The following is a 16,286-nucleotide window of genomic DNA, read 5'->3' as shown; positions in this document are numbered from 1 at the left end:
GGCTCTCCCCTACTACTTTTAAGCCGGATTGCTACTCGACGTGGGGGACAGCACCACCTGCAGGCGCCGCAGGGCGCGGATGTAGCGATTGCTGGCTGCCGTGGCCGAGATGCCCAGGATGGTCGCGACCTCGCCATTGGTCAGCATCTCGAAATGGCGCATGGCCAGGACTTCGCGGTCGAGAGGATCCATTCGCTCGAGCGCGGCGTGGACCATGCTTTGCGTCTCGGCGCGAATGGCGGCCTCGCTGCCGGACTCGCCGTCATCGATGAGCTGTTCCGCCATCCAGATGCTGGAGGTCTGCATCGAGGCGCCCCGCTCGAATGGGATCTCGAGCGCGGCGTTGCGCATGGCCGCTCCCAGATGCTGGCGGTGCAGATCGACCAGGCGCTGCATGGCCAGCAGCCGGAACCAGATGTGCAACGGCATGCGGTCGGCCTGGGAAACGAATTCATGCGCGCGGCGTTCCGCGTCGAGATACGTTTCTTGCACGACGTCCGAGGGATCGATGCGCCCCCCCACGCGCGGATCGATGCGAATGGCGACCGCCTCTTTCAGATCGGACCGCAGGAGCTCAAACGCCTCGGCCAACGCCAAGGTGTCGCCGCACGCGGCGCGCCGGGTGACTTCGTCGGAAAGCAGCCGTCGCGAAGCCATGCTGATTCGATTCCGGCCTGGTACCCGCAAATAAACCCATGCCAGGGCGATTATAGCAGACGCAACGAGCCACCCCAATTTCCGTCGCGGGGAACGTTTTAGCGCGCGGGATGACGCCGTGCAGAACCGGCGCAAAGTCGCGCGCCCCCCGCCGCGGGTCGCGGCCAATGAACGTCGCACGGGACGGCGACCCTGCTGAACGGAGCCGGAAAGGGCCATTTTTTTTTCGCAAATGTTTGTTCAGGCGGTGGATTGCCAGGAGATCCTCCCGGATTAAGCATTAGCCAGCGGCGACGTCTGGCACATTCAGGCATCGAAGCACCGGGGACCTGACCGCGCCATGATCCACCGCTTCCTCTCGCGCCCTTTTCATGCGCCCGCACCACGAGCCCGTCGCGACAAGGATCGCCAACGCACCGTGCTATTCGAGCCGCTCGAACAGCGAGCTCTGCTCGCGGCGGGCGACCTGAACCCCACGTTCGGCGAGAACGGCCTGGCGACGGTCCCCTTTTTTCAGCCCGAGGTGGGTGAAGACCCCTTCTACGCCCTCTACGAGACACCCATATTCCAGGCATCCCTGATTCAACCCGACGGAAAGCTCCTCGCCGGTGGAAACAAGACACTGGCTCGCTATCGGGAGGATGGAAGCGCCGACTACTCTTTTGGCGACTTTGGTCTGGCGAGCTTTCCAGGCATCGTCACGGGGATGGCCCTTCAAGAAGATGGCAGCATCGTCGTTTCCGGCTTCGATCCCTACGTGCCAGGTAGCGGAGGGCGCCTCGGGTCTATTGATATTGGCTCCGTCCAACCATCCTCTGGCGAACCCGGCTTCATCGTCGCACGCTACCGGCCCGACGGTGCCTTGGATGTATCGTTCGACGGCGACGGCATCGCCGTCGCATCGTTCGGGGGGGTCCGCTCCACGTACGTCAGCAGCATCGTCGTACAGCCCGACCAGAAAATCGTCGTGGTGGGCACCGTGTACACTTCGACGTTAGATCCAAATTTTGCGGTCGCGCGTTTCAATCCTAACGGATCGCTCGACGCAACGTTTGGCCAGGCCGGCGTGGCCACCACGTCCTCCCTCGGTTCCCTCACGAGGGCTCGAGGAGTGGCTTTGCAGGAAGATGGCAAAATCGTGGTCGTCGGAATTATTGGAGCTAGTGCTGGAACTGCGCGCGGCGCAGTGGCACGTTTCACGTCGGAAGGTACTCTCGACGACTCGTTCCAGGGGGGAATCGCGAGCCCCACGCTGGGAACTCGCCGTCTTCCTGACTTAGGGGACGTCGTAATTCAACCCAGCGGACGAATCGTTGTGGCACCGACGATAGGACTTCTCGACGGTGGGCTTCCAGGAGCTTTCTTAGTTGGGCTTGACGCCTCGGGAGAGTTGGATCCGACGTTCGGCTCGCAAGGCAGCACCCCGTTCCCGGGCGATGTCAACCTAAAAGATATTGCGCTGCAAGCTGACGGACGCATCATTGCCGCCGGATGGCATGAATCTGTCGAATTCACCGCTGAATTCGCAGTCGCGCGCTACACGGTCGATGGCGAGTTGGATACTTCATTCGGCGACCACGGCCACGTGACGACTCCATTCAGCGCGGAATACCGCCGCGCGGGCGCGTACAGTGTCGCCGTGGGGCAAGAGAGGATTGTGGCCGTCGGCGTCGCGTCCTATTCAATCGAGTCGGGCGACGAAGTTTACAATGGGAGCAATTTCGCACTGGCACAATACAAGACCAATACGGCGGACAATACGGATGGCGCGCTGGACAGTTCCTTTGGGAACGGTGGGACACTGATACCGTTCACTGAGGCCCACGTCCAAGTTTACAAGATCGCGGAACAGAGTGACGGAAAGCTGGTGATAGCCAGCAGGAGTGGCCCCGCGCTCGCGCGATTGAACCGCGACGGCACGTTGGACATGACGTTCGGGCGCGGCGGGAAAGTGACGGTCGATACCGATCCGGTGTTGGATGACAGCACTCCTGGCATGATCACTTCGCTGGCGATTCAGCTGGATGACAAGATCCTCGTCGGCATCGAGGTGACCGCGTTTGACCCCAGCACTCCCTCCGGATTCCGCACTCGTACTCTCATCCTGCGCTACAACACCGACGGGTCGCTCGACGAGGCATTCGGCAACCACGGCGGAGCCATCGTGGATGCTCTCGGAATCGGTGTCCCGGCGATGGTCATCCAGAGCGATGGGAAGATCGTCGGCATCTACGGCGAAGCTTTCGGCCTCCCTTCCCAGCGTAATGTCCACCTCATCCGCTTGAATCCCAACGGCACGATCGACTCGAGCTTTGGCACGTCTGGTAAGACCGTTACGCCGATTCCGGGAAATGTCGCTGCCATTGTGTTCGACGCCGCGCGGCAGAACGACGACAAAATCGTGGTGGTCGGCGCGCGCGGGACGGGACAGGGGGCATCACAGTCGACCGAAAACATGATCCTGCGCTTCAACGCCAACGGGACCATCGACTCGCAGTTCGGCACGGCGGGCATGGTTTCACTGCGTGTCGAAGCGGGATTCTCCGAGGCGGCACGCGCGGTCAAAATCCAGCCCGATGGCAAGATCGTCGTCCTCGGCGACGCAGTCGGCTTCGGCGGGCCTCCGCACGGGCAATACACCAACCTCTTCCGCTTCAACCTCAATGGTTCGCTCGACACGACGTTCAATGGCACGGGCATCCGCACCACACCCATCGGGTTCGGTCCTGTTCGCGCATCGGGCCTCGCTCTCCAGGGGGATGGAAAGATCGTCACGACGGGCGGAGCCCAAATCGTCCCGCTTCCGTCCCCATCGGGCGTCTTCATCATGCGGCATAACTCCAATGGCACGTTGGACACGACCTTCGGATCGGGTCAGGGCGCGGTCTATCAGACCGACGCCTACTACAGTAGTTTCCACAACCCCGTGATCGTGCGCGGCAATGGAGAGATTGCCGTGGCCAGCCGGCGTCTCTTGAGCCTACCTCCGGATTGGGTGGAGGCGCCACGCAACATCCTCGAGGTCCGCAGCTATCTCGGCGCTGACGGCGTCAGCATGCCCGACACGAACAAGCCGCCGGTGGTGAAAAAGCCGCTGGTTCCGCAAGAGGCCTTCGAGCAAGCGCCGCTCCTCTACACGTTCGCGGCCGATACGTTCTTCGATCCCGACGGTCCCTCTGGCAGCCAACTGACTTATCGCGCGCATGGCGCAGGGGGGGATAGCACGCCGCTCCCCGGTTGGCTCGAGTTCGACGGCGCCACGCGCACCTTTTCGGGCACGCCCCCCGTGGGAAGTGCGGGCGTATTCTCCATCTTCGTCGTGGCGACCGATCCGGGCACGGTCGTCGATCCGGTTCCCCGATCGACGACCGCCTTGTTTACGATCACGGTCGCGAGCGCGTTGAATTTGCCGCCGATCGTGGTGAACCCGCTCGCGGCGATCGATCTCTTCGAGTCGACGGCGTTCCAATACGTGATTCCCGCGAGCACCTTTGTCGATCCCGACGCGCCGCCTGGTTCGCAGTTGACGTACGAAGCATTGGGACCCGACGACACCCCCGACACGCTTCCCGCCTGGGTCACCTTCGATCCCCTGACGCTCACCTTCTCGGGCACGCCGCCGTTGGGAAGCGTGGGAATCACGCTGTGGCAGGTCCGGGCGACCGACGCGGGATCGTTAACCGATCCCACCCCTCGATCGGCGATCGCGACCTTTACGGTCAACGTGCGAAGTGCTCCCAATCTCGCGCCCGTGGTCCAGGTACCGCTGGTTCCACAAACCCTGACCGAAGGGGTCTTCTTCTCCTACACCTTTGCGGCGAACACCTTCCTCGACCCCGACGCGCCTCCCGGATCGCAATTGACCTATCGAGCGGTCGGCTCGGACGGCACGACCGCGAGCCTGCCCGCTTGGATCGGCTTCGACACGGCGACGCGCACCTTCACGGGCACGCCTCCTCTGGGGAGCCACGGTCAGTTTTTGCTGGGCGTTCTAGCAACCGATGCCGGGACGCCTGGCGATCCCACGCCCAAGTCGGCGACCGGCTACTTTGAGGTGACGGTCATCGCCGCCGACAATCAACCCCCCGTGCTGAATTTTCCGCTGCCCGACAGGACGGTTCAGGCGGGAATTCCGTTCGGATATTCGATTCCGTTCGGAATTTTCGTCGATCCCGATTTCGACCCTCTGACTTACAGCATCGACGGTGAATTGCCCGACGGAGTCTCTTTCGACGGCGTCAATTTCAGCGGCACGATCACCACTCCGGGCGTGTACGAGATTACGGTGATCGCCAGCGACCCCGGTGGGTTCACGGCCTCTGACACGTTCCGCCTGATCGTGACCCCTGCTCTGCCGGCTGCCAACGTCGTCTGGGTCGACTTCCGCTTCTCGCTCTTTGGACCGGCAGATCCCGATGGTCCCAACGGTCCCGCCACGTTGTTCGGATACGATGCGTTCAACAATCTCCAGGCCGCCATGGACGCGGTGGCAGCAGGAGGCAGAATCTTCATTCGCCCCGGAACCTATTCGCTGGGCTCCGCGGGGGGCGGGGGCCCGGTCGCCTTCAGTCAGGACGCGAACCCGGTCGTCGTGTCGAATCGTGGCAAGGCGCTGACGCTCTCCGTGTTGTCCTCGTCCGTTGGCCCGCGTCGAGTGCATTTGAACTATGTCGGCTCCGGCCTGGAACTGGACCGTCACGCCACGCTGGAACTCGCTCTCGATAGTCCGACCAGTTACGATACGTTCGAGATCAGCGGGTTTCTGCGCCTGGTGGACAATCCACGCTTGCAACTGACCGGCGACTACGCGCCAAGCGCATTGCAGTCTGCCCTGCGGCTCGTTCTCGCGCTCGATACCAACGCCAAGTCCAACGGCGAACCATCCATGCTGGGTCAGTTCGTGGGCGCGGCCGAAGGGAGCCTCGTTTCCGTCAACACGCACCCGTTCGCCGCGCACTACGTTCAAGCTCCATTCGACGCCTCCCTGCCCGACGAGGTGCGACTCGAGGTCCCTCAAGTACATGTCAGCTTCACGAGCTCCATGATTTCCGAACGTGGTGGCGCGACCCAATTGGTCGTGACGCGCAACTGGTGGGATCGCCAGGCAAGCTTCACGTCGCTCTATTTCCAGGACGGCCCCGCCGGCGCGTCCGGGCCGCGGACGACACCGCCGCTCCCCGTGAGCATGTCCGTAGGACAGCGCGAGCAGGCGGTGAACATCAAGGCGATCGACAACAACCTGTTGGACGGCGATTTCGCGGCGGCCTATGGGGTCGCTTTCGCGGAATTCGGTCTCCACGCGACGGACATGCTGATGGTTGTGGATGATGAAATCGCCACGCTCTTCGTGAACAAAGCTCAGGACGCCCCGCTCTTTTTCGACGAACTGAACCAACGCTCGATGGTGAAGGACCTCGCGCTTCACTTCCCAGGCCACGTGAACGTAGGTCCCGGCGCCTTCGAGTTGATCCGAATTTCTGACGAGTTGGGCAACGCGGTGACCGAACAGGTGTCGTTGCTCAGCACGGCCTTCTTCGAGCCTGCGACGAACGAGACGATTGTCGATATCAGCTTTATCTTTGGCGCGGCGATTGAGGGGAACGGATCGCTCAAGGATGGCCGCTATCGGCTCGTCATCCACGGGTCGGCGATCACCGATAGCAATGGCCAGATGCTCGACGGCGATAAGAATGGAATGCCCGGCGGCGATTATGTGAACGAAACCATCTTCCGCCTCTTCGGCGACTCGGATGGAGACGGCGACGTCGACGCTCACGATTACAAGCGTTTTCGCGACTACGCCCAGAAGGTCAATCGCTTGCCACCTCCCGAACCTGGCGAACTTGGCGATTGGTATCGCTGGTACTTCGACTTCAACCCGGACTCCACCAGCGATTCGGAGGACGCCGCGGCCTTCACGATTCGATTTCAGAACACGAGAAAGATCTGAACAACGCCGAACAATCTCGCTGATGACACATCTCGCACGTGCTTCCACCGCGATTGATATCTAGAAGCCCAAAGGGGATGCGTGATCGCGTGCCCGTGTCGTCGGACTGGTCGAATACCGAGAGGAATCAACGAATGAGCGGAATCCAGCTTCGAGTTACCACCTGGGGTGTTTCTTTCGTGCTGAGCATGGTCGGCGCGAGTCACGCCGTGCGAGCGGAGCCGCTCTACTCTTACCGCTTCGACCAGGCGAGCTACACCGTGTCTCCCGGCGCCGCGTTCCCGGTGAGCGTCTACCTGCGCGAGACGTTCGACTCGGGCGATCCCACGCTGCTCGACACGGATGGGCTATTGACGGCCGGCGTGCGCGTGCGCTTCGACGTGCCGACGGTTCCGTCCGATCCGGCCCGCGTCGTCGCGCCCGGTGATATTTCGGCCAACCCAGCGTTCGACATGTCGCCTTTTATCGAACTGGTTCCCAACGCTTCGGCGGGCATTGGCGCCTCGGTCGACTTCTTCTCACCCGCGGTGACAGCCCTCACGGGGCCGGGCTTTCACGAGATCTGGCTCGGCACGTTCACCTTCTCCGCCGGCACGGTCGGCGGCGAGGTAACGCAGCTCGTGGCGACCGATCTCGACCTCACGACGGACGATATCCTGACCGAGAACAGCTTTCTGATTCTCGATCCATTCGTCGCCGATGGATTCGCCTACGTCACCGTGACGGTCCCCGAGCCCAGCGCCGGGATGATCGCCGCCGCCGGCGCCCTGATGCTTCTCGTGGCGGCGCACCGGCGGGGGGGCTGCTCCTGACCGAAGTTCAATACGAGACGGGGCGAACGGCGGGAGCCAGTTTCAGAACTGAATGGCACTTCCTGAGTTCGTTAACTGATTTACAACAATGAACTTCGTCGTGCTATCGTGATTGGCTTTCAACGAGTTGCTGTCGGAGCGTAAATCAGCGACGCCCGGCGAATCGTGGGGCGATCGTCGCATACTCTGAATCGTACACCCTCACCAACGCAAGCTGCCACCGCGGCGACAGCACAGCTTACACCTTTTGTCCTCTGAAGTTTAACGCTTCAGGAAGTGCCATTCGTTTCAGAACTTGCGTTTGCTAGCTGAACAGAGATTGTTTGGCGGTAATCAATGACGCTAGCATTCTGCGGTCGCTGTCAGACTCGTGTGCTATCGACTGGGTCGTGGGGCAGGCGCACGGCCGATGAGACGCACGGATACCTTCACAACCATCCAACTCGATAGCACGAGTATCGCGAAAGCGGACACACGTACCCCCCGCCAGAAGCTCGCAGGCTCGTAGCGGAATATGATCTCGCCTTGGCCCGCCGGCACTTGCACACCTCGCAGCGCATAGTCGGTGCGCAAGATCGGTGCCTCGCGCCCATCGACCCAGGCACGCCAGCCGGGATACCAGGTGTCGGCCAGCACGACGAGCCCGGGAAATTGCAGGTCGTAGGCAATCGCCACCTCATCAACATCTGCGCGCGTGATGCGGGCCTCGCCTTCCACTCGATTCGACTTCATCTCCGGCGGCCCATCGACGAACGCGACGTCGCGCGGCCTGAACTCGTGGCTACTCACCAGGCGCAACGTGGCATGGTCATCGCGTAGTGGAACGACATAACGTGGGACAAAGGTGCGTGGCAGGGCAGTCGAACGTTCGTAGACGGAATAATCTTGCGAGTCGGCGCCCGAGAGGACCAACGGAATCTCTTTAGGCAGCGTCCCGCGAAAGAGAAGATACCGCACCCCCAGCAGATCGTGGACGGGAGAGATCACCGGCGCGATGTGATGCATCGTGATCGCATGCAAGGTCCACGGACGATCGTGCCCCGATTGCTCGGGCTCCGTCCCCAGCAGCAACTCGACCACCCACCGGGGGTCGACGCCATCGTAGCCGCGGATGTCTTCGAGGCCGTACATCTGGTTCAGCATCGGCGAGAAGCATTGCTGCCCGCAGAGACGTCCCCAGGGCAACTCTTTCAATCGTGACAGGGACGGTATCGGGGAATAGTAAAGGCTCGGATCGGATTGCCGATTCACACCGTAGGCATTCCACAACATTTCGGTCCATAGGATGTAGGGCACCAGGTAGACAAGCAGTCGGGCTCGATTGCCCGCCATGCGCAAGGTCAACCAGCATGCGGCGACGAAGAAGCACAGTACCGCCGTGATGAGTTGGGTCTGCAAAAACCAGGTGGGCACGGGAAAGATTCCCAAGATCGGCGTCGAAGCATACGACGAAAACTCGATTGGCGGCGAAACCACACGAATGATGCTCGCCACAGCGAAAACCAGCGCAGCGAGGGGAGGCAACCACATCCACCGTCGCCAGCGAAACGCGCGGCGACCGAGCGTATCCAGACCGAGCACCCCCAGCGCCAGCAAAGCGAACGCCGTGAGAAAAATCATCCGATTGAAGGTGAAAATCCGCAAACCGGGAAGCTGCACCAATTGGCTAAAACCTGGAATCCCTAGCAACGCTGCCGCGCCGATCAGCGCGGCAAACAACCAGAACGACGATAAGGAAGTGCGATGTCGTGCCCGCCATCCCAAAGGCGCGAGGAGCAAGGCGGTCGTCAGCCCGGCGTACCCCGCAGCAGCACTTTCCTGCAGATAGCCCGGGAGCAGATAACGCTGGTCGGCCCGGGTCGAGCCGAACCAGTAGGGAGCGGCCAACTGCGGCAAGGCGGCCCAGCCCAGGGCAGGGCGTTCCGCGACGTTTTGTCCGCGCGCGGCCATGCGGTAACTGTGCTGCATGTACTCTTGCGTAGGCAGAATCTGCGGAGCGGCGAGACAGATTCCGACAGCCCAGGCCACACAGAGCGTCACGACTCGAAGCAGTGTGCGCCGATGCAGTATTCCTTCGAGTCGCGCGAGGGCGATCAGGTTCCACACGGCGTAGAGTCCGCTGGCCAGCAAGACCTGAGCGCCGTCGCCCAGGTGCCCCGACAACAGCACCAGCGTCGTGATGCACGCCAGACTGGGTCCGCTCCAGCCAGCGGGGCGACGAAGGACAGCATCGGTGGCCAAGAACATCCAAGGCAACCAGGTGACGACACCGCTGCTGCCAAACCCACACCACATGACAAGATAGCCGCAGATTGGGAAACACCACGCGCCGATCGCTGCCGGCCAGAAGCGGACGCGCAAGACTCGGCGAAAATAGAGATAGGCGCCAAGCCCCCCCACAAGTGCTCGGGAAAGCTGAATCCAGGCCAGCGACCTGGGCCCGGGCCAGAGGTAATCGATGACGCGCCACGGGGAAAAAACGGCCGACACGTTATTGGCCACGAAGGGAGCACCGGCAAAGTTATCAGGATCCCATAGCGGAATGCGGCCCGCGCGCATCTCGCGGCAGGAGCGGACGCGCATGACCTCGTCGACCAGGATCAAGTCGGCGTACGAGATGTCGATCGAAGGGGGCACGGAAGCCGCGAGGCTGGGGACGTGGCGCGCAAGCAACTCTAGTGGCAGGAGCAAGGTCTTGCCCGTCAGCGACGTGCCATAAAGCACGACCTGCGAGGCGAGAATTCCCGCCACGACACACCCAGCGCGCGCAGTCCGCCTGCCCAGCGACATTGTTGTGCTTGATTGAGAAGTGCGGCCAACCCAGTAAACGTCAGGAATCCGACGACATGCACGTGGCCAATACCCCCCTAACTTAGTCGCTCGCCAGCGCGGCTGCCAGCATTGGTTTTGTGCTGTGGCTGCGCGATCTGGCGGCCCGCCCGGCGGGACTGATGCCTCTCGACCTGCGCGGCTTGGACGAGGATTACTGGACGACGCAAAAACATTGCGTGCAATGCCGCTGGCAATACGGCCTGAACGTAACGCCGTCTGACACCACGAGTAACTGGAGTCTACACCGCGTTGGGAGAGGCGGCGCTAAGAACGCAAGAAGGAACCTCGTGCGAATTACCGGGGATGGTCTCCCCAGTAATCGCGAGTTTCGGACGACAGCGCGGAAGCGAAGAAGACAATCGAAAGTCGTCCACACAGAAGGGGTTCGGAAGAGTGGGCGGCACAGGACTCGAACCTGTGACTTCTACCGTGTGAGGATAGCGCTCTAACCAACTGAGCTAGCCGCCCGGCGTCGTGCTGTTTTGTTCCACGGGGCCGGTTCTGTCAAGGTGGCCCTGGCGAGGAACTGGCGAATGGGCTCGCCCGGCGACCCGGTTTCAAGCCGGTCGGGCATGCTGGGCAATGCGTAGGGGGAGACGGTGCTGGACAGGACTCTCTGCCGCTGGCGGAGTGGATGGCACAGCTCACGGCTGTCCAGAAATGGCTCGTGACAGAGTTGCCTTGCCGGCTCAACGCACCACCAGTGTGAACCAGAAAACGTCTCGCTTTGGCGGAATGGCATCTCGTATTCGCGCTATGCCAAAGCAGGCGTTGCGCCCGTCGAAGGGGACTGCCGATTCTGGTCGCAAGCTGGACTCGTCTGCCGTACAGGAGTAGTCTCGCCAGTAGAGAGGCACTTGGCGTGTGCGAGGTTCGCGGCCTGCCAGACGGCGGGAGACGGCCCGAGACTTCGCGCTCCGCAGGGAACAGACAGAAGGGGGTGCGACGATGGACTGGCTCTTCGAAGGGCTGTGGACGATTCTCATCGTTGGGGTGGTGATCGAGATCATCCTGGGGCTGATTCTGCTCAACACAGGACGGGCCGTTGTGCTCGTCGCCATGATCGGCGTGGCGGCACTGGTCGGCGTGGCCGCGATCGTGGAAAGGATTGTCGTCACCGATCGCGAGGCGGTGACCGGCGCCCTCCAAGGCGCCGCCGACGCGCTCGAAGCGAACGACATCGACGCGCTGTTCGCTTACGTCGGGCCCGAGGCCCAGGCGTTGCGCAGCCGCGCGCTGCAGGAACTGCCACGCTTCCGCATCAAGGAAGCGAAGGTGGGGGGGCTCAAGGTCACGGTAAACCGGGTGCATAACCCGCCGACGGCCCGCACCGAGCTGATCGGAACTTTCAAGGTCCAGGATAAAAAGCAACAGGTCCCCTACGAAAACTACGTGCAACGTTTCGCCATCCGCTGGCGCCAGGAGGGGGACCGCTGGCTGATGGTAGATTATGAGGAAGGCACACGGGGAGAATGAGCCGAGTGCTAGTCGCGCTGACGAAAACCGCCCATTTTCGTATCATGGCCACCGCTGGCTGACTAATAGCGAAGGTATTCACCAACCGCGAGAGTTCGCAATTGAGTGGCAAGTTTCTCATCACCGGAGCGCGGGGGCAATTAGGGGCGGAGTTGTGCGTGCAGCTTGGCGATCGCGCGGTGGGACTTGGGCATGCCGAGCTCGACATTGCCGATCGCAAGGCGGTGCTGCGCAAGGTGCGAGAATTACGGCCGGCCGTGGTGATCAATTCGGCCGCGTATACGAAGGTCGATCTCGCCGAGAAGGAGATCGACCAATGCCGAGCCATCAACGCCACGGCGGTAGGGTACCTGGCCGAAGCCTGCGCCGAGGTCGATGCGCATCTCGTTGAGATCAGCTCGGACTATGTCTTCGGCTCGGCCGATGCTCCGCGCGAGGCGCGCGTCGAAGGGGATCCCGTCTTGCCACAAGGGATCTATGCCAAGACCAAGCTCGAGGGAGACCTAGCGGCGGCGCGGTACGCGCGGCATACGATCGTGCGAACGTGTGGTCTGTATGGGCATCCCGATCCGGCGGCCAAGGCGCCGAACTTCGTCGACACGATGCTGCGACTGGGGCGCGAGCGCCCCTTGGTGCGCGTCGTCGGCGATCAGCATTGCACGCCGAGCTACGTGCGGCACGTTGCCCGGGCCGTGGTGTTTTTATCCGAAGAGGGGCACCGCGGTCTGTACCACGTGACGAACCGTGGCGCGACGACGTGGCACGACTTGGCTGCCGAGGTGTTTCGCCTGGCGAAGTTGCCGGTGAAGCTCGAACAGATTTCCACTGCCGAGTACGGGGCGCCGGCGCCCCGTCCTTCGTGGAGCGTGCTCGATACGTCGAAGTATCACGCGCTCGGTGGTCCGGTGATGCCGGAGTGGCGCGATGCCGTGGCAGAGTATCTGACAGCACGCGGAATGATCTAACCTCAGCGGGTATACGATGGCAATGGAACGAGTCGAGTTGGTGGATGAGGCAAGCGGTTCGCGGGCCGAGGTGCTCGTGGGACGCGGTTTCAATTGTTATCGCTTCATCCCGCAGGTTGACGGACGCGAGGTCGACGTGTTGTGGTCGGTACCTGGCTTCGAAAAGGGGGAAGGACGTGGGTCGGGGAGTGGTATCCCGCTGCTGTTTCCGTTTCCTGGCAGGATCGGCGGAGCGAAGTACGAATTCGGCGGCAAGACGTATCAGCTCGAGGCGAATCATGGCACTACGGCGATCCACGGCTTTGTGCTCGAGCGTCCCTGGCAGTTGGTCGAACAGACGGCCAGCCGCGCCAAAGCCACGTTTCATGCCCAGCTCGCGGATCCGAAGCTCCTCGAACTGTGGCCGGCCGATTTCAAGATCAGCGTGACCTATCAGGTGCAAGGTAGGCGGCTGGCGAGCACGATCGAGATCGAGAATCCCGACCAACAGCCGCTGCCGTTCGGCTTCGGCACGCATCCCTACTTTCGCGTACCGCTAGGGGAAGAGGGAGATGCCGCACGGTGCAAGATCACGGTGCCGGCCGCGAGTTATTGGGAGCTGGCCGATATGCTCCCCACCGGTCGCAAGCTGCCGGTCGATGACTCGCGGGCACTAGCTGGTGGCAAGGCATTCGCCGAAACGAAGCTGGACGACGTGCTCGATGACTTGCAGTTCGGGAAGGACGGCATGGCCCTGACCAGGATCGAGGACACCGGGAGCGGGCGGAGCATGCGCATGTCGTTCGATCGCGGCTTCCGGGCGTGCGTGGTCTACAACCCGCCGCATCGCGAGGCGATCTGTATCGAACCTTACACGTGCGTGCCCGACCCGTTCGTGCTGAGCGAACGCGGATTGGATGTGGGGCTGCGCGTGCTCGGGCCGGGAGAACGATTTGTCGGCGAGATCCTGATTGAGGTGGTGTGAAGGGGGGGCTCGTGCAGATGGTGAAGCACTAAAAAAGCCCCACGTGGCACTCGGCCGCGTGGGGCTTTTTATTTCTGCTGGTGAATCGCGTTGAGCTGCACAGGCCAGCGGCCTGTGCCACTTTTCGCTTCTGTTCCACGCCAGCTTGCCATCAAACCTGCCGGCTTACTCTTCCTTGCCGCCGGGGAGTTCACCCTTCTTGATCAGGTCGCCGAAGGTGGGCGACTTCTCGTCGGCGGGATTGCTGGGCTTGCCGGCGACTTCATCGAGCGCCTTCTGGATCTTCTCGACGTTCTTGGCGTCTTCTTTCTTGTCGAGCAATTCGGCCAGGGCGTCGCCGTAGGCGTTGCGCATCTTCTTATCTTTGCCCTTGTGGCAGACGTTGCACTTCACCTCTTCGACCAAGGCGACGAACTGCACGTCGACCGCGTCGGTGCTGTCCTTCTTGACGTACTTGGTGTCGAATTCCTTCTTGAAGGGTGGGATCGCATGCGCCGTGTCGGCACACAGATGGGTGAGCACCGCCAGGACGATCGCCCCGGCGAGTGCGGCCAAACTTACCTTTCTCATACGACGATCTCCTGACCAGGTGCGAGGGTTTTTCGCCGAGCAAACAGCGCGCGAACTCCTCGCCACAAAGGCTGAGGCAAGTCGCGGTGTCCTGCCGGTCCTGTTCCGCGCGTCGGGTTTGGGGGCCCTACGAACTCGGCCAGGAAGCCATCATGGGGGGACAGCCAGGCCCGGTCCGTTGCATCATGCGCGCGGTCGTCGACCGACATTTCCAGCGAAAGCGAATACGAACGTAGTTAAACCGTCGCGTGAGACAATGTCAACTAAAAGGGCTCACGCGGAGACGGGGAGGAAAGAAGAGGCGCGGAGACATCATCAGACACAAGCTGTTTTACAGAAGGCACTTACGAACAATCACAGGCATTCCCAGGAACGTCTGGTGCCGATGGGTTCTTCTCCGCGTCTCCTCCTTCCTCCGCGGCTCCCCGCGAGCCCTTTCACGGCATTAGAAATCGATTTTGATCTTCCGGATCTCGTCGAGGGCTTTGTTGATCTCGGCGTCGATATCGAGGTCGTCCGGATCGGCCGGCGGACTCTCCTTGGCGTCGCCACCCCTCTTTTCCCAGTTCAGCCCCTCGGTGAAGATGGTGAACCGGCTACCGGCCCCCTCCGGCTTGATCATGATCGTCAGGGTCGCGGCGCCTCGCTTGCGTTTCAGAATGGCGGACTTCGGCGTCACGAGATCGCTGCCCTCTTTTTGCCACCCCTTGGCCTGTAGGCTGCTCGTCATCTCGGTGGCCGCGGCTGGTACTTTGGCTGGGCATTTGAAGGTGAACTGCTCGACGAGCTGCTTGTATTGCGTGTCCGTCGCCCCTTTGGGCAAAACCACATCGTAGACGCTCAACTTGGGAACGCTCGGCTTGGGTTGGGCCGGCTTCTCAGTCGGCACGCTGGGCGCCGGCGTGTCGGCCGGTTTCGCAGGGGCATCGGTCTTGGCGAGCCCCTTGAGAGTCTCCGCGGGAAGCGGCGCGGCGAACTGAAGGTCGACCTCCCACGTTTCGCCAAAGAACTCCTGTTCGCCGTCGGTACTCACTTGACCGCGAAGGTTTCCGCCTGCGGTGTCAAATTCGACCATGTTGATGCTGCCGATGGAACTGAACCCGCGTTTCTCGTGCGCCACGTGCGAGACCTCGCAACCGAAAATGCCACCGGTCAGATGACAGCGCAGAATCAGCGCATTGCCGAAATCGCCAAAGCTGGCGGCAATCCAGGGGTTTTTCTTCTTCGAGTGATCCTTTTCGCTGAAGAGGATGAGGACCGCCTCTTCAGCGTTGAAGGGCTCGGTCGGAAAGATGGTGATGTACGCGAGCCTGGCAGGTTTTCCATTGCCCAGGAACGTGCCGGTCACTGTCGGCTTGACTGGCCCAGGGGGCGCCGCGGGCTTTTCGGGTGCGGCCGTCACGCCATAGGGAACATCGAACGAGAGATTGATGTTCTTCGGAAAATCTCCCCGCTCGACGAGCGTGACCAAGCCCTTGGCGCGATTGTCGACCAGCTTGAGCTCGGCCTTCATCTCGGGGCTGCGCGTCGTGAACGAAGTGTTCGGACCGCGACCAACGCAACAACGGATCTCCCCCTGTTCGTCGAAGACCGCCTTCAAGTAGTTCTGGCGAATCTCCGGATCGTTGTTGTCTTCGGCATCCTTGTCGCGCACCTTCGCCAGCGCATCGGCCGGCAGCTTTTGCATCGTGGCGAGCACGATGGTCCGTTTCTCGCCGTACGAATCGCCAGGAACCGCGATGATATTGGCGAAAACCGTTTTCTTACCACCAACGGTCATCACGGCCTGATTGGCGGCTAGCAGCGGCTGCGTCAGGAATGCGGTCAGCAGCAAGAGCGATGCCAAGGCCACCGTGAGCGAGCGAGGGAAACTGGTAGTCACGCGAGATCCTCTGCTGATTTTCCAGGCGAAAAATCGGAATGCACGAACGTCCACGAATTCACGAAACAGTTTATCGCCGGTTGAGAAACTATGGAAAGCGCGGACCGACGAGAATTGTTACCGGGCGGTACCGCATCGCGATGCGGTACCCTGGCGCCAAGCACCTCGATTGCAACCA

General features: G+C 61.7%; 9 protein-coding genes and 1 tRNA gene. 5 read left to right on the top strand and 5 right to left on the bottom strand.

Features of this window, described 5'->3' with window-relative positions; all coding sequences use genetic code 11:
* Positions 1–18 precede the first annotated feature (18 nt).
* Positions 19–657 (bottom strand): sigma-70 family RNA polymerase sigma factor, encoded by a 639-nt coding sequence (locus tag KF708_16125; GenBank protein MBX3414215.1) that lies wholly within the window; start codon positions 655–657, stop codon positions 19–21.
* Positions 658–997: 340 nt separating this feature from the next.
* Between KF708_16125 and KF708_16120 the strand changes: the two genes are divergently transcribed.
* Both KF708_16120 and KF708_16115 read left to right on the top strand, forming a co-directional pair.
* On the top strand, positions 998–6,607 hold the full coding sequence (locus tag KF708_16120) for a putative Ig domain-containing protein (GenBank protein MBX3414214.1): 5,610 nt from the start codon (positions 998–1,000) through the stop codon (positions 6,605–6,607).
* A gap of 134 nt (positions 6,608–6,741) precedes the next feature.
* On the top strand, positions 6,742–7,419 hold the full coding sequence (locus KF708_16115) for a hypothetical protein (protein MBX3414213.1): 678 nt from the start codon (positions 6,742–6,744) through the stop codon (positions 7,417–7,419).
* 375 nt (positions 7,420–7,794) lie between these two features.
* Here KF708_16115 and KF708_16110 read toward each other — a convergent pair whose 3' ends face one another.
* Together KF708_16110 and KF708_16105 are read right to left on the bottom strand one after the other, a co-directional pair.
* Complete coding sequence (locus tag KF708_16110) at positions 7,795–10,170, bottom strand: hypothetical protein (protein MBX3414212.1); 2,376 nt, start codon at positions 10,168–10,170, stop codon at positions 7,795–7,797.
* 475 nt (positions 10,171–10,645) lie between these two features.
* Positions 10,646–10,719 (bottom strand) — tRNA-Val (locus KF708_16105).
* Between the two features lie 480 nt (positions 10,720–11,199).
* Here KF708_16105 and KF708_16100 point away from each other — a divergent pair.
* The 3 genes from KF708_16100 to KF708_16090 all read left to right on the top strand — a co-directional run bounded on the left by KF708_16100 (position 11,200) and on the right by KF708_16090 (position 13,656).
* Positions 11,200–11,727: a hypothetical protein gene (locus KF708_16100; protein MBX3414211.1), complete on the top strand. Its 528-nt coding sequence runs from the start codon at positions 11,200–11,202 to the stop codon at positions 11,725–11,727.
* Between the two features lie 101 nt (positions 11,728–11,828).
* Positions 11,829–12,692 (top strand): dTDP-4-dehydrorhamnose reductase, encoded by an 864-nt coding sequence (gene rfbD, locus KF708_16095; protein MBX3414210.1) that lies wholly within the window; start codon positions 11,829–11,831, stop codon positions 12,690–12,692.
* A 16-nt stretch (positions 12,693–12,708) separates the two neighbouring features.
* Entirely contained in the window at positions 12,709–13,656 is a 948-nt protein-coding gene (locus tag KF708_16090) for an aldose 1-epimerase (GenBank protein ID MBX3414209.1), read from the top strand.
* Positions 13,657–13,821: 165 nt separating this feature from the next.
* Here the strand turns inward: KF708_16090 and KF708_16085 are convergent, their stop codons facing one another.
* Together KF708_16085 and KF708_16080 are read right to left on the bottom strand one after the other, a co-directional pair.
* Positions 13,822–14,226 carry a hypothetical protein gene (locus KF708_16085; GenBank protein ID MBX3414208.1) on the bottom strand — a complete coding sequence of 135 codons (405 nt, stop codon included), beginning with the start codon at positions 14,224–14,226 and terminating at the stop codon, positions 13,822–13,824.
* 445 nt (positions 14,227–14,671) lie between these two features.
* On the bottom strand, positions 14,672–16,108 hold the full coding sequence (locus KF708_16080) for a hypothetical protein (GenBank protein ID MBX3414207.1): 1,437 nt from the start codon (positions 16,106–16,108) through the stop codon (positions 14,672–14,674).
* Positions 16,109–16,286: the final 178 nt, after the last annotated feature.

This window comes from Pirellulales bacterium (assembly GCA_019636335.1).
Classification (GTDB): domain Bacteria; phylum Planctomycetota; class Planctomycetia; order Pirellulales; family JAEUIK01; genus JAHBXR01.
The sequence above is the reverse complement of the archived record's forward strand: the minus strand, read 5'-3'. Positions and strand labels throughout refer to the sequence as shown.

What these genes read in the sequence shown, in the direction of transcription:
- KF708_16090 (MBX3414209.1), top strand. Translation starts at nt 12,709, where the DNA reads ATGGCAATGGAACGAGTCGAGTTGGTGGATGAGGCAAGCGGTTCGCGG.
- KF708_16120 (MBX3414214.1), top strand. Translation starts at nt 998, where the DNA reads ATGATCCACCGCTTCCTCTCGCGCCCTTTTCATGCGCCCGCACCACGA.
- KF708_16100 (MBX3414211.1), top strand. Translation starts at nt 11,200, where the DNA reads ATGGACTGGCTCTTCGAAGGGCTGTGGACGATTCTCATCGTTGGGGTG.
- KF708_16085 (MBX3414208.1), bottom strand. Translation starts at nt 14,226, where the DNA reads ATGAGAAAGGTAAGTTTGGCCGCACTCGCCGGGGCGATCGTCCTGGCG.
- KF708_16115 (MBX3414213.1), top strand. Translation starts at nt 6,742, where the DNA reads ATGAGCGGAATCCAGCTTCGAGTTACCACCTGGGGTGTTTCTTTCGTG.
- KF708_16125 (MBX3414215.1), bottom strand. Translation starts at nt 657, where the DNA reads ATGGCTTCGCGACGGCTGCTTTCCGACGAAGTCACCCGGCGCGCCGCG.